13 protein-coding genes are annotated in these 20,035 nt (G+C 72.3%); 2 read left to right on the forward strand and 11 right to left on the reverse strand.

Going from position 1 to position 20,035, the window contains the following annotated elements; genetic code table 11:
- Window positions 1-2,481, forward strand: a 2,481-nt coding sequence (locus tag KDL01_RS26170; protein ID WP_212531267.1) for a DEAD/DEAH box helicase family protein, incomplete at its 5' end; no start/stop codon positions are given.
- Between the two features lie 36 nt (window positions 2,482-2,517).
- Here KDL01_RS26170 and KDL01_RS26175 read toward each other — a convergent pair.
- The 8 genes from KDL01_RS26175 to KDL01_RS26210 all read right to left on the reverse strand — a co-directional run bounded on the left by KDL01_RS26175 (window position 2,518) and on the right by KDL01_RS26210 (window position 15,973).
- Window positions 2,518-3,870, reverse strand: a complete 1,353-nt coding sequence (locus tag KDL01_RS26175; RefSeq protein WP_212531268.1) for a nucleotidyl transferase AbiEii/AbiGii toxin family protein — start codon at window positions 3,868-3,870, stop codon at window positions 2,518-2,520.
- Window positions 3,867-4,526 (reverse strand): hypothetical protein, encoded by a 660-nt coding sequence (locus KDL01_RS26180; protein ID WP_212531269.1) that lies wholly within the window; start codon window positions 4,524-4,526, stop codon window positions 3,867-3,869. The genes KDL01_RS26175 and KDL01_RS26180 overlap by 4 nt, the downstream gene beginning before the upstream one ends.
- A 110-nt stretch (window positions 4,527-4,636) precedes the next feature.
- Entirely contained in the window at window positions 4,637-8,896 is a 4,260-nt protein-coding gene (locus KDL01_RS26185) for a GH92 family glycosyl hydrolase (protein WP_212531270.1), read from the reverse strand.
- A gap of 333 nt (window positions 8,897-9,229) precedes the next feature.
- Window positions 9,230-10,639: a glucose-6-phosphate dehydrogenase gene (locus KDL01_RS26190; protein ID WP_212531271.1), complete on the reverse strand. Its 1,410-nt coding sequence runs from the start codon at window positions 10,637-10,639 to the stop codon at window positions 9,230-9,232.
- 159 nt (window positions 10,640-10,798) lie between these two features.
- Window positions 10,799-13,264 carry a type VII secretion system-associated protein gene (locus tag KDL01_RS26195; RefSeq protein WP_212531272.1) on the reverse strand — a complete coding sequence of 822 codons (2,466 nt, stop codon included), beginning with the start codon at window positions 13,262-13,264 and terminating at the stop codon, window positions 10,799-10,801.
- 7 nt (window positions 13,265-13,271) lie between these two features.
- A complete protein-coding gene (locus tag KDL01_RS26200) occupies window positions 13,272-14,000 on the reverse strand; it encodes a hypothetical protein (RefSeq protein ID WP_212531273.1) in 729 nt (242 codons plus the stop codon).
- A 33-nt stretch (window positions 14,001-14,033) separates the two neighbouring features.
- Window positions 14,034-15,251, reverse strand: coding sequence for an MFS transporter (locus tag KDL01_RS26205; protein WP_307846601.1), 1,218 nt, complete (start codon window positions 15,249-15,251; stop codon window positions 14,034-14,036).
- A gap of 47 nt (window positions 15,252-15,298) precedes the next feature.
- Entirely contained in the window at window positions 15,299-15,973 is a 675-nt protein-coding gene (locus KDL01_RS26210) for an alpha/beta fold hydrolase (protein WP_212531274.1), read from the reverse strand.
- Window positions 15,974-16,153: 180 nt separating this feature from the next.
- Here KDL01_RS26210 and KDL01_RS26215 point away from each other — a divergent pair, with 180 nt between their 5' ends.
- Complete coding sequence (locus KDL01_RS26215) at window positions 16,154-16,612, forward strand: GNAT family N-acetyltransferase (protein ID WP_212531275.1); 459 nt, start codon at window positions 16,154-16,156, stop codon at window positions 16,610-16,612.
- A 12-nt stretch (window positions 16,613-16,624) separates the two neighbouring features.
- On the opposite strand, the gene KDL01_RS26220 is transcribed toward KDL01_RS26215, so the two are convergent.
- From KDL01_RS26220 to KDL01_RS26230, 3 genes are all read right to left on the reverse strand, one after another.
- Entirely contained in the window at window positions 16,625-17,848 is a 1,224-nt protein-coding gene (locus KDL01_RS26220) for an LLM class flavin-dependent oxidoreductase (protein WP_212531276.1), read from the reverse strand.
- The gene (locus tag KDL01_RS26225) at window positions 17,845-19,293 is read right to left on the reverse strand and encodes a PLP-dependent cysteine synthase family protein (RefSeq protein WP_307846602.1); all 1,449 of its coding nucleotides are present in this window, start codon (window positions 19,291-19,293) and stop codon (window positions 17,845-17,847) included. Before KDL01_RS26225 ends, KDL01_RS26220 begins: the two co-directional genes overlap by 4 nt.
- Before the next feature lie 19 nt (window positions 19,294-19,312).
- Window positions 19,313-20,035 (reverse strand): GNAT family N-acetyltransferase (locus KDL01_RS26230; protein ID WP_212531277.1); only part of this gene is annotated, 723 nt, incomplete at its 5' end.

Genomic DNA, 20,035 nt, shown 5'->3' on the forward strand with positions numbered 1-20,035 from the left:
GACGGGGGCGGCGCGGCCGGGGGCGCGACGGTCGGCGCGGGCGTGGAACGGGATCTGCGGGATCCCGTCACGGTGCTGACGTACCAGTCCCTGGCCGTCTTCGACGACGAACAGGGCGCTCGCGCGGCAAGGTCCGAGGAGCCCCTGCTCGGGCAGCTGCACGAGAACGGGCGGGCGCTGGTGGCCGCGATGCGTGCCGCCGGGCCGATCACGATCGTCCTCGACGAGTGCCACCATCTGCTCGAGGTCTGGGGCCGCCTGGTCGCCGAGCTGCTCGACGAGCTGAGCGGCGCGACGGTGCTGGGCCTGACCGCGACGCCGCCGGAGACGCTGACCCACGCGCAGGCGCAGTTGGTGGAGCGGCTCTTCGGCGCACCGTTGCGCGGCGCGAGCCTGCCCGCGGTGGTGCGGTCGGGCTATCTGGCCCCGTTCGCCGAACTCGCCTTTCTGACCGCGCCGACCACGGTGGAGGCCGACTACATCCGCGGTCTGGCCGAGCGCTTCGTCGAGTTCCGCAGCGACCTGATGGACCCGGCGTTCGCCTCGACCGGGTTCCTGGCCTGGTGCGACGCGCGGTTCGTCGAGCGCAGGCGTACGGACACCGGCACAATCCCCGGCGTGGGCACCGCCGAGGAGGAGGGCGCGAGCATGCCGTGGAGCGCGCTCGAACGGCAGGAGCCCGCGTTGGCCGCAGCCGCGCTGCGCATGCACGGCGCGGGCCTGCTCGCACTGCCGCCGGGCGCCCGGATCCGCGAGGAACACCGGCAGGAACCTTCCGCTGAGGACTGGGTGGCGCTGCTCGACGACTACGTCCGCAACTGCCTGAGCCGCTCGGCCGATCCCGGCGACGCCAAGGCCGTGGCCGCGATCCGCGCGGCGCTGCCCTCCATCGGCTATCGCCTCACCGCCCGGGGCGTACGCGCCGCGCCGTCGCCGGTGGACCGCGTCCTCGCGCGCAGCGAGGCCAAGACGGACGGCACGGTCGAGATCCTCGCGGCGGAGGCCGCGGACCTCGGCCCTTCGCTCAGGGCACTGATCCTGTGCGACTTCGAGACGGCGTCGGCCACGGTGTCGGCGAGCCTGGCCGGCGTGCTCGCGCCGCAGACCGGCGGGGCCGTGCGGGCGCTGCGCAGGCTCGTCGAGGACGAACGCGCCGCCGAGCTCGAACCGATGCTGGTGACCGGCCGCACGGTCGCGGGCGCGCCCGAGACCGCGGCCGCTTTCGCCCGGTGGGCGCGCGCCGAGGATCCCTCGCTCGCGCTGGAGGTGGAGGTGCGCGACGGGCTCGGATATCTGCGCGGGGCCTGGACTTCCAGGACCTGGGTGGCACTGGCCACGCGGTACTTCGAGTCGGGCCGCAGCCGGGTGCTGGTGGGTACCCGGGCGCTGCTGGGCGAGGGCTGGGACGCGCGCGGCGTCAACGTGGTCGTCGACCTGACCAGTGCGACGACGACCGGGTCCGTGGTGCAGATGCGCGGGCGCGGCCTGCGGCTGGACCCGGCCTGGCCGGAGAAGGTGACGAACAACTGGACCGTGGTGTGCCTGGCCGAGGGCCACCCCAAGGGCGCGGCGGACTGGAGCAGGTTCGTGCGCAAGCATGAGGGCCACCTGGCCGCCGCGTCCGGCGAGATCATCTCCGGCATCGGGCACGTGGACCCGGCCTTCTCGCCGTACGGGCCGCCCGAATCAGCCCGCTTCGCCGCCTCGAACGCGTCGATGCTGATCCGGGCCGGGCGACGCGCGGACACCCGGTTGGAGTGGGCGATCGGCGAGCCGTACACGGACGAGCTGATCCACACGATCCGGGTCCGGGCGAACCGATCCACGTCAACCTTGGCAACACAGAATGATCCATTAACTGATATCCGAGCCCGCACACTGCCCGGGCCGACCGGCGCGGTGGTGGGCTCGGCCGAACGCATGCGCCTTTGGCTCACGCCGGGCCGTGCGGCGCGCACGTTGGCCGAGGCGGCGGGCGAACCGCCGATCGCCTCGCTCGCCTACGCGATCGCGGACGCGCTCAGAGATTGCGGCCGCTCCGGCCTCGGCGCCGAGGCGGTCACCGCGGCCGTCGAGCCGGACGGGACATACCGGCTCCGGTTGAGCGGAGTCGAGCAGGCCACGTCCCTGGTCTTCGTCCAGGCGCTGGACGAACTGACCGGCCCGATCGCCGAGCCGCGCTGGCTGATGCCGCGCTTCCACCTGGCCGCCCTGCCCGTCGACCGCCGCGAGCGACGCGCCGTCGTGCGGGCCTGGCTGCTCGGCCGGGCCCCGCACAACGCCGTCGTCTACCACGCCGTACCCGCCGCCTTCGCGCGCGGCGCCCGGCGGCTCGAGGCCTTCGCGGCATCCTGGAACCGCTACGTCTCCCCCGGCCGCCCGGTCGCGGCGGCCACCGCGGAGGGTGAGGGAATCCTGGTCACCCACCGCGGTTCGAGCCCCCTGGCCGTGACCACGGCCCTGCGCGTCGGCTGGAGCTGAGGAGCGCAGGGCGTCGGCTGGAGCCGATCGCTCAGCTCAGCTCTGGCCGACTTCGCCGGCGACCGGGTCGAGCCGGAGGGCTTCGAGGTCGGCGATCAGGTCCCTGCGGGCCACCCGCTGCCACTCCCAGGCCGGCTCGGCCGCCCACTCCTCGTCCGGAAACATCACGCGCCGCGCGTCGTCCAGGCTCGTCGACTCCCGGCCCAACAGCTCACGGATCATCACGATGGCGGACAGGTGCGGAGTGGTGTGCTGCCGGAACAGCGCGGCGTTCACGGCCGACCGATCCGCGCCGACCTGCGCGCGGTAGCGCTCGATGTGCGGTTCCAGCCACGCGACGTAGGCCTCGTACTCACCCGCCGGCCTGCCGCCGACCGTGCCGAAGGTCGGCGCGAGTGCGGCGGCGAGCCGATGGAGGTACCACGAGTCGTTCTCCGGCTCTTCGGGGTATTCGGCCCGGAAGTGCTCCCACTCGGTCGCGAGCTTGAGGATGTCCGCGCGGCGCACCGGCCGCTGCGTCTGGTACTCCTCGGCGTGGGCGAAGGCGTCGCGCAGGACCTCGTAACGCAGGGTCGTGTGTTCGGCCAGCAGCATGGCGTCGTAGAGGTCCTTGCCCTGTGGATGCACGTCCGTGACCAGCCACATGACCTTCCAGGCCAGGGAGAGCTCCGGCGTCACCGCGAGCAGCACCGGGCCGCGGGCGTGCGGACCGCCCGTCCCGATTCCGTCCGCCGGCGGGATCGGCGTCGGCTCCGGGGGAATCAGCAGGTCCTCGTTGAAGACGAAGTCGAGCTGGACCGAGCCGCCGGGCAGCCCCTCGGCCTCCCAGGGCAGCAGCAGACGGCGGCCGGGCACGCGGTCATAGGTCCAGATGGCCTCACTGATCGCGTCCTTCGCCACGATCCGCACGCCGCCGGCGCCGCCGACCCGCTCGGCCGCCGCGGCCAAGGCCTCGAACATCTCCGCCGTACGCGGCTCGTCGACCTCCCAGGTGGTGGGCACCACGACGAAGTCCAGATCGCCGGGCTCCCGCGCGGCCTGCCCGTACCAGGCACGCAGCAGGACGCTGCCACGCAACACCAGCGAGTCCGCGTACGGGGACCGCGCGATCGCGGCCAGGATCGCGTCGATCGCCGCGCACCGCGCCGCGTACCAGCGCCGGCCCGTCCGCTCGTCCTCGAACTGCGGGTCCCCAGCCCGGTAGGCGCGGCGGTGGTGGTTGAGCGCGGGCTCGAACACGGAAGCCTGCGCCACACCCTGGCCGAGCACCGGGCGCAGCGTGGCCGGCAGGTCGAGCCTCGCCCGCTGCTCCTCGGTCAGCGGCACCTGCGGTACCGGCGGCGGCTTGGAGGTCTCCCTGCCGAACTGCTCCCACGTCGTGTCGTTCATTCCGGTCCCGCCCCTTCCTCGATCCACCCGTCGTCCACACTCGCGTCACTGTCGAAGACCACGAACTCGCGCTCGACCGACACGATCTCACCGCTCTCGCGCAGCGCCGCGCACAGGGCGTCCACCCGCTCGCCGGCCTCGTCGTTCCCGATACCGTGGCAGCGCTGGGTCACGAACCGCTCCTGTCCCCCGTCGCCGAGCACGCGCCGCGCGTTCCACGACACGTGCGCGCCGTGCGGGATCGCCACGTCCGCCAGCGTGCGCCAGTCGAAGCCCGGGGACAGTCGAACCTTGACATGATGCTCGAAGTACCCTTCCGGCCCCGATTCCTCGACCTGCGCCCGGTTTTGCGGCACCCCGGCCGTCCACGGCGAGGCCTCGATCTTCGTGCGGACCGGCGTGAACCCGGCGGCCTCAAGGCGCCGCTCCAGCGCGCCGGTACGCGCGTGCTGGTCGGCGAGGGTGCCCGATCCGGTGATCGTGAGCATCGGCTGGGACGGCACGCGACCACGGCCGAGCACGATGTGCGTCAGCTTCACGCCCTCGGCGCCCGCCGCCCACGTGCCCAGCCGGGCGAGTTCGGATTCGTCGCAGCGCACGGTCACATGCGACTCGAAATCGCCCGTGAACCCGCCTTCGACCCTTGAGGTGGACACGCGCCGATCATCGCAGCCGGGGCGCGGGAGCGGCAACGCAATTGGGCCGGGCCCGCCCGCCGACACGAGGTCGGCGGACGGGCCCGGATCGTGCGTACCCGCTCGGCCGGTCAGCCGGTCGTGATCGCGAAGATGTGCATGGCGGAGCTGTTGGACCCGACGGAGTTGCTAACGTCGGGGAGGGTGATCGAGGCGACCGTCTTGGACGAGTCGAGCGCGATCGTCGTGGCGTAGACGTACATGGTGATGTCCTGTGAACCGTCGGTGTCGCTGTTGCGGTAGGTCATGGTGGCCACCGCGGTCTCGCCGGTCCCGGGACCGCCCGCCCAGTCGCTGGACGAGAGGGTCTCGGTCACCGAGGTTCCGTCGGTGTAGGTGACGGTGATCGGCCCTGAGGTCGAGCCGTTGGTGGAGGACTCGAGCACACCGAGCTTGCTCGCTCCGCTCGTGCCCTCGACCAGCATCGTCTGTCCGGCGGCGAGGATGTTGTCGTTCGCGCAGGACGCGGCGTCGGGCCAGGTGTAGCTGAGCCCGTCGGCGCTGACGGTGCCGCCCGGGGTGATCCCCGCCGTGGCGAGGGCCTCGGACGAGTAGCTGTAGCCGTCGCCGTCGTAGTCGGCGCAGGACGTGGCGCTGTCGTCGGTGATGCCGATGTTGTCGTAGTAGTCGGCCGGGTCGGCGCTCGGGGTGATCGCCAGCTCGGGGCTGTCCGAGACGGCGCCCGCGTCGTCGACCACGGCGACCGAGGCGGGAGTGCCGGCCCACACGTGGAACTGGTCGGTGTTCCCGCTCGGCGACGGCACGGTGAAGGTGATCGCCGTGTCGCTCCAGCTGTCGACGGTGAACGTGGCGGAGTTGCCGGGGGCACCCCAGTTCGTGCCGTTGTCACCGAACTCCACGTAGCCGCTGCCCTGGCTCGCGCCGAAGCCCGAGCCTTGGATCGTCACCTGCTGGCCGGCCGCGGCCGTGGTGGTGCTGAGCGAGGTGACGACCGGTCCGGTCGGGGCCGCGGTCGAGGTGCCGAGGGAGAAGATGTGCTCCTGCCCGCTCCCCGCGCCATTCGGCAGGGTCACGCTGGTGAGCGTCTTGCTCGCGTCGACCGGCACCGCCGTGTAGAACACGTCCGTGCCCACCGCCTGCTGGCCGTTCTTGCAGTCCGGACAGTCGCGGTAGCTCATGCTGGCCGTGGTCGTGTTGCCGTACGACGGTGTGCCGTTCCCGCCGTTGAGCGTCCAGTCGCTCAGCCCGAGCCAGTACTGCGCCGTGCTCCCGTCTGAGTAGTGCAGCGTTATCGGTTCGGTGACCGGCCCGTCGGTGGCCGAGCCGAGGAACGCAAGGGTCTGCGTTCCGGCCGCCGCGTTCACCGTGACCGCCTGCCCGGCGGCGACGGTGTTGTCCGGGTTGCCGTCGGTCGGCAGCGGCCAGGAGAAGCTCACGCCGTTGACGGTGGTGTCCTGCCCGGCGGTGAAGCCGTCCGCGGCCAGAGCGTCCGCGGAGTAGCTGTAGCCGTCACCGTCGAAGTCGGCGGCCGACTCGTCGGTGCTGTCCGAGATGCCCACGTTGTCGAACGTCGAGAGCAGGCTGCCCGGTGTGGTGACCAGGATCGTCTGGCTCAGCGCCTGGGTGGCGCCGGTGCTCGCCGTGGTCACCGTGACCGGTGCCGAGTAAAAGTTCTGCGTCGTGTCGGTGCCCGCCGTGACCTTCAGATCGGCGGTCGCGGTGCCGTGCGGTGGTACCTCGATGGCGGCCGAGCTCGGCGAGATCGTGACGCCGGACGGCGCCGTGATCTTCACCGTGACGCGCTGCGGCTTGTCCGTGGCGTTGTCGGCGCCGACGGCGAGCGTGGCCGAGCCGCCGGGTGCGACGTCGGTGGTCTGGTTCGCCAGGTAGCCCACGGTCGCGTCGCTGCCCGCGGAGTAGGACGGCGGGGCGTCCTTGGCCGCAGTGCCCCAGCTGGTCGGCTTGGAGCTGAGCGTCCAGTCGAGCTGGGCGCCCTTGCTCAGAGCGCTGTAGCTGGTGGACAGCTGCTGGTCCGGCCGGCCGTTGATCTTCAACCCGGCGGCGTAGAACTCGTTCGCCGCGTTCGGGGCCGTGATGTCGATGTTCTTGCCGTCGGACAGCGAGATCTGCTCGTGCGCGAAGCCGGGGGTGCTCAGCAGGAGCGTGTCCGAGCCCGGGTTCTCCGGGTACAGGCCCAGCTCCTCCCAGATGAACTGGGAGCTCTCCGCGCCGAGGTCGTCGTTGTTGTCCAGGCCGCTCGGCCCGGGCAGGTAGACGCTGGTCTCGATGGTGTGCACGGCGTTCTGCGCCGCGGCGGGATCGCCGGCGTAGTAGAGGGCGTACTGCTCGCCGAGGTTGAACTCGTTGGCGATCTCGGCGTACATCCCGTTGCCGTTGGGCTGCGAGAGGTAGTTCTCCAGCTCCGGGATCACCTTCGAGTCGCCGCCGAGCAGGTTGAACAGCGCCGGGTAGTCGTTCGGCACGTCCCACAGGTACTCGTAGGCGTCGCCCTCGACGTAGTCCGGCTCGTTGTTCTGCTGGGTGGTCGGGGTGATGCCGGACTCGAACTGCCCGTTCTCGTACCGCGCGGTGAGCAGCCCGTTGCCCGGGTCGAAGGTGTTCTCCCAGTTGTTGGCGCGCTGCTCGAGCATCGCGGCGTCGCCGGTGTCGCCGAGCGAGGAGGCGAAGCTGGAGAGCGCCAGGTCCGCGGTGTCGTCCTCGAGCATGGTGGCGATCACGCCGTGGGCGTTGCAGCAGCCGTAGCTGCCGTCCTCGGGCAGGTAGCCGTACTTCTGCTCGAGGCCCTCGCCGGGGCGCGCGTCGTTGGTGGTGGTGGCCTCCTCGACCATGTCGGCCAGAGCCTGCTTGGTATCAAACCCCTGAGCGCCGAAGGCGTAGTAGTCCGCGATGATCGAGTCCTCCGGGTCTCCGACCATCACGTAGTCGTTGGCCTGCAGATAGCCCCACTGCTGCATTACGCCGTCCTCGGCGTAGTAGTTGACCTGGGACTGGGCCTGGTCGGAGGCTGCCGTTGGATCGAGCATCGCCTGGAGCTGGGCGAGGGAGTGGTAGATGTCCCAGCCGGAGTAGATGCCGTATTGGTCCTTCTGCCCGGCCGCGACCGTGTGCACCTTCTCGTCCGCGCCCATGAACTGGCCGTTGACGTCGCTGGTGACGTTGGGCTGGATGAAGTCCTTGTACAGCAGGCTGTAGAACTCCTGGGTCTTGGCGTAGGTGCCGCCGGAGACCTTGATCTTGCCGAGCAGCTGGTCCCAGGTCTTCTGGGTGGCGGCCTTGACCGCGCCGAAGTTCCAGCCCGGGTTCTCCGTCTGCCAGTTCAGCTGGGCGTCGGCGGTGCTGACGTAGGAGATGCCGACCTTGGCCTGGACCACCGGGTCGGTCGTGGTGTCGAAGGACACGTACACGGCCGACGGGCTGGTCTGCCCGGACTCGGTGATCACCTGCGAGGTGCTGAACGGCTGGTCGAAGACGATGTCGAAGTAGAGCGTGTAGAGCTGCGACTGGCCGTCGTTGACCGACTCGCCGCAGAAGTCCCCGGAGGTCACCGAGCCGCTGATCTCGTCGTCCCCGACGATCTGGGCGCTGTCCGCGGTGTCGGTGTTCTGGCTGCCCTGGAGCTTGATGTCGAAGCCCGAGGCCGTGGAGGACGGGAAGGTGAACCGGCCCATCGAGCTGTGGGTGGTGGCGGTGAACTCGGAGGTCACGGTGTTCGGCGCGGTGCCGCTCTGGGCCGAGTAGTAGCCGGCCTGGGCGACCTCGCCGGTGTGGGTGAACGGGGTGGTCACCTCGTTCGGGTCGGTCTTGGCCGGCAGCGCGCCGACGACGGGCAGGATCGGGACGTCGCCCGCCGCGCCGCAGCCGGGTCCGGAGACGTGGGTGAGGCTGTAGCCGTCCAGGGTGGTGTCGGTGTAGCCGTAGCCGCCGCCGGCGTTGTTGTTCGGCAGCGTGTCCGGCGACCACTGCACCATCCCGTAGGGCGACTCGGCGCCCGGGAAGGTGTTGCCGCCGCCGGTGGTCCAGGTGCGCGCGTCCACCAGGGACGCGAGATCCTGCACCGGCTGCCCGAGGGTGCCGGTGTTCTTCGCACCGGCGGGCAGCTTGCTCGCGGCGAGCGGCTTCTGGCAGTCGGAGAGCCGGCCGGTGGTGGTCACCGCGCAGGTGCCACCCGCCTTGCCGCTCCCCTTCGCCGCCGCGGCGGTGTTCGAGCTCGGGGATGTGCTGGTACTCGCGGTGGCACCGGCGCTCGGGGTGGCGCTGGAGCCGGGGTTCGGGGTACTCGCCTGGGCGAGACCGGTGAGCATGAGGGAGCTTGCCGCAGTCGCGACGATCAGGGCCGGCATGCGTCGCATGCGTGGCCGCCGTTCCCTAGCCAACGTTGGACCTCCTCAACAGATCCGACGGCGCCGTCGCCGCGGAGCGCCCAGGGGCCGTGGCGAGCCCGGCGTGTCCACGATGACAACGATGTCAGAAAATTTCATGGGAGATGCTGGCCCGTGCGCGCCCGTTCGTCAAGGGCGGCGCGAGGCGGAGTTCGAACGACCGCTGATATGCACTGATATGAGCACTGATGATCCCGCGGCCCTGTATCGAATAACCCGTAAGTACGTGTCTTACCACTCAGAATACGCCGAAGCGGGCCGCGCCCCCGGGCGCGACCCGCCTGTGACCTAGGGTTTAACGGCTCACACCTCGTCCGGCATCCACGGCTGGTGCCAGTTCACGTGCCCGTGGCCCAGCTTGTCCGCCGCCTTCTCCGGTCCCCAGCTGCCGCGCTCGTAGACGTGCAGCGGCGAGGGGGAGTCGATCAGCGGCTGCACGATCCGCCAGGACTCCTCGACGCTGTCCTCCCGGGCGAACAGCTGCGCGTCGCCGACCAGGGCGGCCTGCAGCAGCCGCTCGTAGGGCTCGAGCGGCTCGCCGAGCTCGCGGCCGAAGGTGGCGTCGAGGGTGAGCGGGGTCCAGTCGGCCGTCTGGTCGGCCTTCGCCGTCAACGCGATCCGCAGGCCCGGATCCGGGTCGATGCGCAGCACGACCTGGTTGCGCTCGGCCTCGCCGCCCTTGGGCAGGAAGGCCAGCTTCGGGGTCCGGTGCAGGTGCAGCCGCACCTCGGTCACCCGCTCGGCCAGGGCCTTGCCGGCCCGCAGGTATATCGGCACCCCGGCCCAGCGCCAGTTGTCGATCTCCAGGCGCAGCGCGGCGAACGTCTCGGTGTCCGAGTCGGGGGCGACGCCCGGCACGTCCAGGTAGCCCTGGTACTGCCCGCGCACGTAGTTCTTGGGATCGGCCGCGCGCACCGCCCGGAGCAGCTCGCCCTTCTTGTCCCGCAGGTCGTCCGCCCCGGCCCCGGCCGGCGGGTCCATCGCGACCAGGGCGAGGACCTGCAGCAGGTGGTTCTGCACCACGTCGCGCAGCGCGCCGACCGGGTCGTAGAACCGGCCGCGGTCCTCCACGCCGAAGTTCTCGGCCATGGTGATCTGTATCGCCGAGACGCTCTTGCGGTCCCACAGCTCGGCCAGCGCCAGGTTGGCGAAGCGCAGGTATTCGAGCTCGATGACCGGGGACTTGCCGAGGAAGTGGTCCACCCGCAGCAGCTGCTCCTCGGCCAGCACCGCGCGCAGCCGGGTGTTGAGGTCGCGCGCGGAGTCCAGGTCGTGCCCGAACGGCTTCTCCACCGCGACCCGCGCACCGTCGAGCAGCTTGTGCTCGCCCAGCTTCTCGACGATCGGGCCGAACAGCGACGGCGGCATCTGCAGGTAGTAGACCGTCCGCGCGTCCGGGCCGAGCTCCTCGGCCAGCTTGGCGTAGAGCGAGTCGTCGGTCACGTCGCCGGAGATGTAGGACAGGCGCTTGACGAAGCGGCCGAACACCTCGTCGTCGATCTTCTCCCCGGAGGCCGCGATCCCCTCCTTGGCGTGCTCGACCAAGTGGTCCAGGGTCCAGGAATCCGCCGCGACCCCGATGATCCGGCAGTCGAGCAGCCCCCGCTTCTCCAGCCGGTAGAGCGCCCGCAGCGTCATCTTGTGCGCGAGGTCACCGGTGATCCCGAAGTCGACCAGGGTGTTCGCGGCGGTGCCAGACTCCGTACTCGCCATGTCGTGCCTTCCGGTTGCTGCGGCAGATTTCGACTCGATGACCTCCGGCCACCTTACGGGGTGAGTGACGCGCAGGACGGCACGACGGTTCTGTACACGCTGCCGGGGGCCGGTGCGCACTCCGGCGCCGACGTGCCCGGCCCGCCTCACGCTTCCGCCTCACGCTTCCGGGTCCGCCTCGGACGGCAGCTCGGCGGACGGCAGCAGCACGGCGGTGCGGAGCCGGAACTGCGCGGGGCCGAAGGGATTGAACAACACGTCCACGCCGTCGGGGGCGGCTCGGGGCAGGTCGCCGCCCAGGATCCGCTCCCAGCCGACGACGAAGGGCAGCCGCTGCCTGTGCACTGCCGCGGTGACCACGGCCAGGCACGGTACGCCGTCCGGCGCCGGTCCGACCAGCGGCCACCCTTCGCCGTCGCAGCCGATGTCCAGCACGGAGTCGCGGATCGTACGCAGCAGCCGGTCCGCGAGGTCGGGGGTGACCGACCCGGCGGCGACCCGGCGCAGCAACGCGTCGATCGGGTCGGAGGGCGTGTGCTCGTCGGCCGGAACGTAGCCGGGGTTCGGTTCGAAGGGTCCGAGGCTTCCGTCGTCGCTCAGCCGCCAGCCACCGACCATCGCGTGCAGCGGGACCCTGGCCGCGGCGGTCGCAGCGGCCGACCATCCAGGGCTGGGCAGCACGAACCAGTCGCCCTGCCGGATCGCATCGGGCGGCAACCCGGGCACCAGGCGGTCGCGTCCGAGCGCGCCTGGGGCACCGGGCTTCGCCGAGCGTGCCTCGAGTTCCAGACGAGCCGGTCGATATCCGGCCTGCGCTGCCAGGGTGAGCCAGCGTTCGGCTTCGCCGGAGCGCGCCCGGCGCAGCAACAACATCGCCAGTTCGTACGCCGCCTCGGCCTCCCCCGTGTCCGCCAGGTCGCCGATCAGATACGCGGTGCCCGGGCCCCGCGTCATTCTGGACGCACCCGTGCGCAGCGTCCGTTCGAGGGTCTCGGCGGCGCGGCGCCACCAGTGTTCGGCCTGCGCCGGATCACCGTCCTCGGCGAAGAGGTTTCCCAGTCGACAGGCGGCGATCGGCATGCCCGCCTCCGCGGCCTGCTCCAGCCAGTGCTGCGCCTGCTGACGGTCGCCCCGCCCGAGGTAGGCCTGGCCGAGGGAGTAGGCCGAGCGCAGATTGCCGTTTCCGGCGGCGCGCCGCCACAGCGCGACGGCCTCGTCGTGTCGGCCCGCCTCGCGGGCGAGGTCTCCGAGCAGATCCTGCGCGATCGCGGCGGCCAGTCGATCGGACCGGGCCAGCACATCGTCGGTCACCCCCACCATGTTCGCCGCCGACGTCTCGGCGACGAGCCGCAGCAGCGCCTCGGCGTCGGGATCGCGGCGGTGCGCGAGCAGCGTGCACAGTCCCGCGGCCGCTGTCCAGTCGCCGGCGTCCATGCCGCGCCGGTACCAGTGTTCGGCCCGTTCCAGCTCCCCGAGCCGGAAATACAGCATGCCCAGATCGTTGTGGGCGAGGGGAAATCCGCGTTCGGCAGCCGTCGTATACAACCGCAGCGCCTCGGCGGTCTCGCCGGCCGCGTCCTTCTCCGCGGCCAGCATCCACGCCAGTTCGGCATCCCCGGCATAGGCGGCTGCTTCGAACGCCTTCCTGGCCTGCTTCTCGCGACCCCGCGCGGCCTGCCGAGCGCCGCGCTCACGCAGCACCGCCGCCTCCCGCGGAGTCTGTTCATCGGCGGCGGGGCGGCGCATGACGAAGCCGCCGTCGACGGACGAATGCGCCATGGGCATGGTCAGCGGCCACAGGGCTGACGACGCGTCGATCTGCTGCCACGCGGCGTACGACGCGCCTCGACGCCAATGGTCCGGAAAAATCTCCTCGACGCGCGGCGACCGTCCTCGGGCCGGTCCAGTCAGCGTGCGGAACGTGGTTTCCGCGGTCGCCGAGAGATTCCACGACACCCGCTCCGTAATCCCGCCACAACCGACGTCCGCGCGCAGCGTCCAGCGCACCGCCTGGGACGCGTCGGTGATCGGCGCGAGGACCAAGCGCCCGGTCTGCCACGGGGCCACCCGCAACGGAAACGGAAACGCCGACGAGCCGTCGACCGCGCCGAGGGCGCCGGTGTCCAGGTCCAATTCGAGGTCTGGTGGCGAGAGCGGCTCGAACGAGCGGGTGGAGCGGTGGACCGCGTCCAGGAAATCCGCACTGAACGGCGACAGGGCCCGCGGATGGATGAGGTTGACTCCGTCGGCTTCGAGGGGCGCCCGCCCGACCACCTCGAGCCCGATCCGCTCCACCACGACCTCGTGCTCCTCGGCGGCGACGGTCAGCACCACGTTGTGGCCGGACAGCGGGACCTGTGTCGCCCACGCCGCCGTCGCGGAGCCCGGGGCGACGACGACCCGCAGGTGGCTGCGCGTCGTCAGGCGCAGGGAGTACGGCCGATCCGCGCCACGGCCGCCTTCGGCTTCGACTTCGGCGACCCGGCGCAGCGGATCCACCATGGCGTGTACCGCGCCCAGCGCGCCCACCACCATGCGGTCGCGCAGGTCGGGCAGCACGGTGGTCATCTCGGCCCAGAATCCGTCGAAGTAGGCCGGGGAGTCACAGTGCGGAAAGACGATCATCGCGCCGTCACCGACGTCTTTCCGGCAGCGCGGCATGCCGACCCGCGGCGCGCAGGGCACGGCCGTCCAGATCGACCCGCACCGAACCGGAGCGCCGCCCGGAACGCCAGTCCAGCCATCCCACCCAGGTGACCAGGCCGGACTCGGTGGTGATCCTCAGATGTAAGGCTTCGGATTCGTCCAGCGCGACCTGGAACGGGAAGTCGCTCTCCCCCAGCGGGCGCACCTGCGGCGGCTTCGCGTCGAGCAGAACCTCGAAGCGGCGCCTGGGCACCTCGGCGGCGTGCCGGGTCAGCGTTCCCGAACGCGCCGCGCGGGAGAGCACCTCGACCCGCATTCCGGTCAGCAGGACGGGCTTCGGATAGGTCCCGGTGACGATCAGTTGGACGGTGTGGCCGCTGGCCGCGACGTCCTCGGGCTCGTCGCCGTCCTCGAACACGACGTAGTCCACGTTGCGCAGCGAGACATCGGTGGTGAACGGCTCGGCCACGTCCAACTCGTGTCGCGCCACCCGCTTGCCGACCAGCGTGCCGGCGGCGTCGCCGAGCCTGCGCCCCGCGGCGGCGACCGCCGCCGCGACGGCCGCACCGGCCCAGGCCAGCGCCTTGTCGGGGAGCAGCACGAGCAGTACGGCGAGAACGACGATCCCGGTACCGGCCACGGCTGCGATCCAGATCAGCCCTGCGCGGCCGATGCGCACGTCTCCCCCCGCGTCCTTCCCACGGACATGTGCCACTCCCTCCACCGTACCGGCGAATCAGAGATCTGACTACGACGCGGCGAGGCGCCGCAGCAGCCGGGGCTGGGTGACGGCCATGGCCAGGCAGATCGCGGCCATGGCGGACCAGAGCGCGGCCGGGGAGAAGGCGTCGAGCAGCGCGGTGCTCAGCGGCGGGGCGAGGACGGTGGCGAAACCCCAGCTCAGGCCGTACACGGCGAGGTAGCGGGCGGAGGTGCCGGGTGGGGCCAGGTCGCTGACGACGGCGAACGAACGGCCCATCAGCAGCAGGTTGCCGAGGGCGTAGAGCGCGGTGGGGCCGAGCAGCGCGGGCAGCGTGTGCGCGAGGGCGTATCCGGCCAGGCCGGCGGCCATCAGCAGGTATCCGGCGGCGAACGCGGCGCCGGGGGTGAGGTCGGCGAGGCGGCGCAGGCGCAGCGCGGGGCGGGCGAGCAGGAGCGTCACGGTCGAGGCCGTCATGAGCAGGCCGGCGGTGGCCGGGTCGAGCCCGTCGGCGGCGAGCGAGAGCGGCAGTGCGACCAGCATCAGCATAGAGACGAGGGCGAACACGGTGCCCGCGGCGGTCATCGTGAGCAGCGACCGGTCCCGCCAGGGTGAGTGTACGGGGGCTGATTGAGGCTGCGGCTGCTCCGACGGCGGCTGCGGCCGCGTGCGGTCCTCGGGGAGGGCGAGGCGGACGATCAGGGCGCAGGCGAGGCAGGACGCCGCGTCGACCACGAAGAGCCAGCGCAGGCTCGAGCGGCCGACGAGGTCGGCGACCAGGCCCGCGCCCATGTTGCCGACGGCGAGCGCGGTGGTGAGCAGCGCGTAGGCCGAGGCCCGGTCAGCCGGGGCGACGCCGTCGGCGATCATGGCCTGGCTGGGCGGTTCGTAGAGTTCGAACGCGAGTCCGAGCAGCACACAGCAGACCGCCGCGACGGCGAGATCGGGTGCGGCGGCGATGCCGAGTTGGGCGAGGGCGCAGCCGGCCAGCCCGACCACGATCGTACGGCGACGCCCCCAGCGGTCGGTGAGCCGTCCGCCGAGTAGCCGGCTCGGGATCGTGGCGAGGCCGAAAAGGCCGGAGATCGCCCCGGCCGCCGGCAGGCTCGCGCCGAGGTCCCGGTTGAGCAGCACGGTCAGGAACGCGAGCGAGAACGCGCCGAGCTGGTTGACCGCGCGCGCGGCGATCAGCAGCCGAAGACGGGCCGGCAGCCGGTGCCGCGTGGAGGCGAGCTCGGCCGATCGCGCACTCGCCAGTGCTGCCACGGTTTTCCGCCCCCCTTCGACGCGACGACTTCGGATTCACTGCTGCGTCAACGGCCGAGGCGCTCCGCGTCCAGACGGCCTGCGTCGGGGCCGAGCACGACGGTGGCGCAGAACTCGCGGACCAGCCGGTGCCAGGTCGTGGCGGCGCGGAGCATCGCGTGGCCGTCGTCGATGAGCTTGAGGTAGACCGCGTCCGCCACCGCGAGCGCGCGGGTCGCGTAGGCGATGGAGTGTTCGATCTCGGTGACCCGGTCCCGACGTCCGTGGGCGATCAGGACGGTCCGGCCGGCCAGCGCGTCCACCGGTTCGCCGAGCGGAAGCCAGGGCGCGAGCGCCGCGACCGCGCGGACCGTGGGATACGCGGCCGCGCGTACGGCCGTGCGTCCGCCGAGGCTGTGGCCGACGAGGATCACCGGCACCGGCCCGAGGCGCGCCTCGATCCGGGCCAGGGCGTCGAGCGCGTCGCGCACCGGATCCGGGGTGCGCGCCCCGTCCTCGTCGTTCCAGCCGCGGTACCGGTAGCGCAGCGCGAGCACCGGCATCGAGCGGTCGATGTGCGCGGTGCGGGCCAGCAGGCTCATCCGCAACGCGGCCAGGTTTCCGCGCCGCACCGGTGCGAGCGATTTCGCCTGCCCGCCGTGCAACAACAGCACGACCGCGACTGGCGCCGCGGCAGCCGCCGAATCGAGCCCGATGAGCCGGGGCCCGGCGTTGTTCGTCATGCGAATCCTTCGCCTGGTCCGCACGGTTGGATGGGCGTTGCCCGAGCCTATCCCCCTCCCGGGTGAATCCCGGACACCGCGGGCGTGTCGCCGCGCGGGGAACGCCGGACCGTCGGTCCGGGCGGCGGCCGGTGAGAAAAGCCGTTGACGTGGTGCGGCACGGCACGCTTGGCTCGGCGGATGCGCATCGTGGAGATGACCGCGCGTTTCGCGGCGGAGATGGCGGGCTGGCGATACCCGGAGCCGTATCAGTGTTATGACCTGGCTGGCGCGGACCCGGCCTACTTCACCGATCCGGCGAACGGCTTCCACGCGCTCGTCGACGAGGACGGGGCGCTGCTCGGGTTCCGCTCGTTCGGCGCGGACGGGCAGGTCCCCGGGGGCGCGTACGACGGTGCGGCGCTGGACACCGGGGGCGGGCTGCGTCCCGAACTGACCGGGCGCGGGCTGGGGCGGGAGGCGATCGCGACCGGGCTGGCCTTCAGCAGGCGGCTGCACCGGCCCGATGCGTTCCGGGTGACCGTCGCGGCGTTCAACACCCGCGCGCTGCACGTCGTCGAGTCCCTGGGCTTCGCTCCCACGGACACGTTCCGCGCCACGGCCGACGGAGCCGAGTACCGGATCCTGCTGCTGCGCTGACGACGCGACCGGTCAGGCGACGCCCGCGACGGCGGCGGCCGCGCCGGCCGCCGCGACGGCAGTCAGTGCCCTGACTCGTGGCACGAGTTCCTCGCCCACCCGCAGCGCCTCCTCAAGGTGCGGATATCCGGACAACACGAACTCGTCGATACCCAGGGCACGGTACTCGGCGAGGCGTTCGGCGACGGTGTCATGCGAGCCGACCAGGGCCGTGCCCGCGCCCTCGCGGACGAGGCCGATGCCGGCCCACAGGTTGGGCGCGACCTCCAAGGCGGCGGCGTCGGCGGTGCCGCCGTGGTGCAGCGCGGCCATCCGGGCCTGGCCGACCGAGTCCATCGCGGCGAAACGCCGCTGACTGGCCCGGACCGCGGCGGGGTCGAGGGCGGCCAGGATCCGCTCGGCCTCGGCCCAGGCCTCGGCGTCGGTGTCGCGCGTGATCACGTGCAGGCGCAGCCCGAATCGCAGGACACGTCCATGCACGGCCGCCAGGGTCCTGACGCGCTCGATCCGCTCGGCGATCGCGGCGGGCGGCTCGCCCCACAGCAGCTGCACATCCGCCTGCGTCGCCGCGACCCGTTCGGCCGCCGGGCTGGCGCCGCCGAAGTAGAGCGGGACGGGGTGGTGCACGGCCGGATCCACCAGCTGCGCGCCCTCCAGCGGTGCCGAACCGGCCGGCGCGTGCCCGTCGACGCCTCCGTCGAAGTGCTCGTCGACGCGCTCGCCGGCCAGCAGAGCGCGCACGGCCGCCATGATCCGGGCGGTCCGCAGGTAGCGCTCGTCATGCGGAAGGTGGTCGCCGTACGCACGCTGTTCCGCCGAGTCCCCGCCGGTGACCACGTTCAGCCGCAGGCGTCCGCCGGCGAACCTGCGGAACGCGTCGGCCTGCTGCGCGATGAGCGTCGGGCTGGCCAGTCCGGCGCGGAAGGCCACCAGGAAACCGATCCGGCTGGTGTGCTGGGTCAGCGCCGAGGTGAGGATCCACGGGTCCACGCAGCCGAGTCCGACCGGCGTCAGCAGTGCGCCGAATCCGGCCAGCTCCGCGGCGCGCGCGACCTGGCCCAGGTAGGCGATGTCCGCGGGCCGGCGGGTGGCCGCGGCGGTACGGCCCTGCACGGCGGTGACCCCGCCCGGGTCGCGGCCGTCGCCGCCGGTCGGCAGGAACCAGTGGAACTCCGGCCCGGCGGACGCGGTAGACGCGGTTGACGAGGTTGACGCGCCGGTCAGATCCGTCGTCATGCAGACTCCTTCTCGGGCCCGGCGGACGCGGGGGACGCGCCGGAACGGCCGGGGGCGCCGGTGCGCGCCACGACGGCCACGATGCGGCTGTCGCGCAGGACCGGGATCCAGCCCTGCTCGCGGGGCAGCCGTTCTTCGACCTCTGCCACGTTCTCGCCGACGCCGGCGGACTGCGGCAGCGGTTGGACGTGGGCTGCGATGGGCTCGTCGTCCGGCAGCCCGCGCAGCGCCGCGAACGGCAGCACACCGGCCACGTCGCCGACCGCCCACGACTCGCTCCCGCCGTCGCGCAAGTCGAGCACGACCAGCGCGAGACCGTCCGCGCCGTCACCGCCCCCCGCGCTGTCAGAGAGACGCGCGCGGGCCTCGGCCGCCGTGGCACGCTGCGGGATCGCGAGCGCGGGACCGGCCGCGGCCGCCCGGTCGGCGAAGGCCGGCCGGCCGCTCCCGTCGCCGTCCCGGAAACCCATGGCCAGCAACCAGTCCTCGTTGAAGTACCGGGACAGGTAGCCGCGGCCGGAGTCGGGCGCGATCACGACCACGAGGTCGTCGGGCGAGGCGTCCCTGGCCACGCGCAGGGCGGCGGCGACGGCGGTGCCGGAGGAGCCGCCCACCAGCAGGCCCTCCTCGCGGGCGAGCCGGTGCATGACCTCGATCGACTCGCGGTCCTCGATCCGCTCGATCCGGTCCACCACGGCCTCGTCGTACGACAGGGGCCAGACATCCCGCGCGGTCTCCGGGTGCACGTAGTGGCCGATGGCCTCGACCGCGTACGGGCTTCCGTCGCCGCCGCCGTACACGGAGGTGCGCGGATCCGCGCCCACGACGCGGACCGAGCCGTCGCTGACCTTCTTCAGGTACGTGCCGGTCCCGCTGATCGTGCCGCCGGTACCGATGCCCGCGACGAAGTGGGTGATCCGGCCCTGCGTCTGCTGCCAGATCTCGGGGCCGGTGCCGACGACGTGGGCGTGCGGGTTGGCCGGGTTGTCGTACTGATCCGCCAGCCACCCGCCCGGAGTCCGGTCACTGATACCGCGGGCCAGGTTGCGCACCTGCTCCGGGTGCTCGGCGGGCCGGGTCGCGGGGGTGAGGATCACCTGCGCGCCGTACGCCCGCAGCACGGCGACCTTGTCCGGGCTGGTCTTGTCCGGCAGCACCACGACGCACCGGTATCCGCGCTGCGCCGCGACGATGGCCAGGCCGATGCCGGTGTTCCCGGACGTCCCCTCCACGATCGTGCCGCCGGGCCGCAGCGCGCCGGACTCCTCGGCCGCGAGCACCATGGCGAGGGCGGCGCGGTCCTTCACGCTCATCCCGGGATTGAGGAACTCGGCCTTGAGGTAGATCGGCGCGGGCAGGCCGGCACCGAGCCGGGCCAGCCGGATCAGCGGCGTGCGGCCGATCGCGTCGAGGACGGACTCGTGGCGGGGCAGGTGAGCTGTCACCCCGCGATCCTCTCGCGGATCAGTCATGCGCCGCGCGCGTCAGGACGGTGAACGTCGTGGTACGGCGGATCTCGAAGCCGAGCGCGCGGTAGAGCCGGATCGCGTTCTCGTTCGAGGCGATGGTGTGCAAAAACGGCCGGTCCCCGCGCTCCACGATGCCCGCCGCCACGGCCCGCACCAGCCGCCCGGCCAGGCCCTGGCCGCGGTACTCGGGCGCGGTGCACACGGCGCTGATCTCGGTCCAGCCGGGCGGACGCAGGCGTTCCCCGGCCATGGCGACGAGGGCGCCGTCGCGCCGGATGCCGAGGTAGGTGCCCAGTTCCACCGTGCGGACGCGGAACGGGCCGGGCTCGGTGCGCGCGATCAGCTCGAGGATCTCGGGCACGTCGGCCGCCCCGAGCACGACCGCCTCGTCGTCGTGGCGCGGGTCGAGGTCGGTCCCGACCATCTGCACGCCCTCGGCGCTGAACAGCGGCCGCCAGTTCTCCGGCCACCGCGTGACGCCGGGAAGCGCGAGGTCCTCCTCGGGCCCGAGCAGCGCGGCCAGGTCCGCCCAGGCCGAGAAGTCGTCGGGGTCGTCGAGCGCGGTGAACGCGGCGACGTCGGGGTGGTAGCGCACCGCACCGCCGCGGCGCTGCGCGAAACGGGCGTGGGCCCCGGCGAGCGAGGCGCGGACCGCGTCGTCGAGCACGTGGTCGGTGACCGGGGCTTGGGGCGCGGGCTCGGGGCCGGTGGTCGGAAG

Origin of the sequence: Actinospica durhamensis (genome assembly GCF_018139695.1) — a bacterium.
GTDB lineage: Bacteria > Actinomycetota > Actinomycetes > Streptomycetales > Catenulisporaceae > Actinospica > Actinospica durhamensis.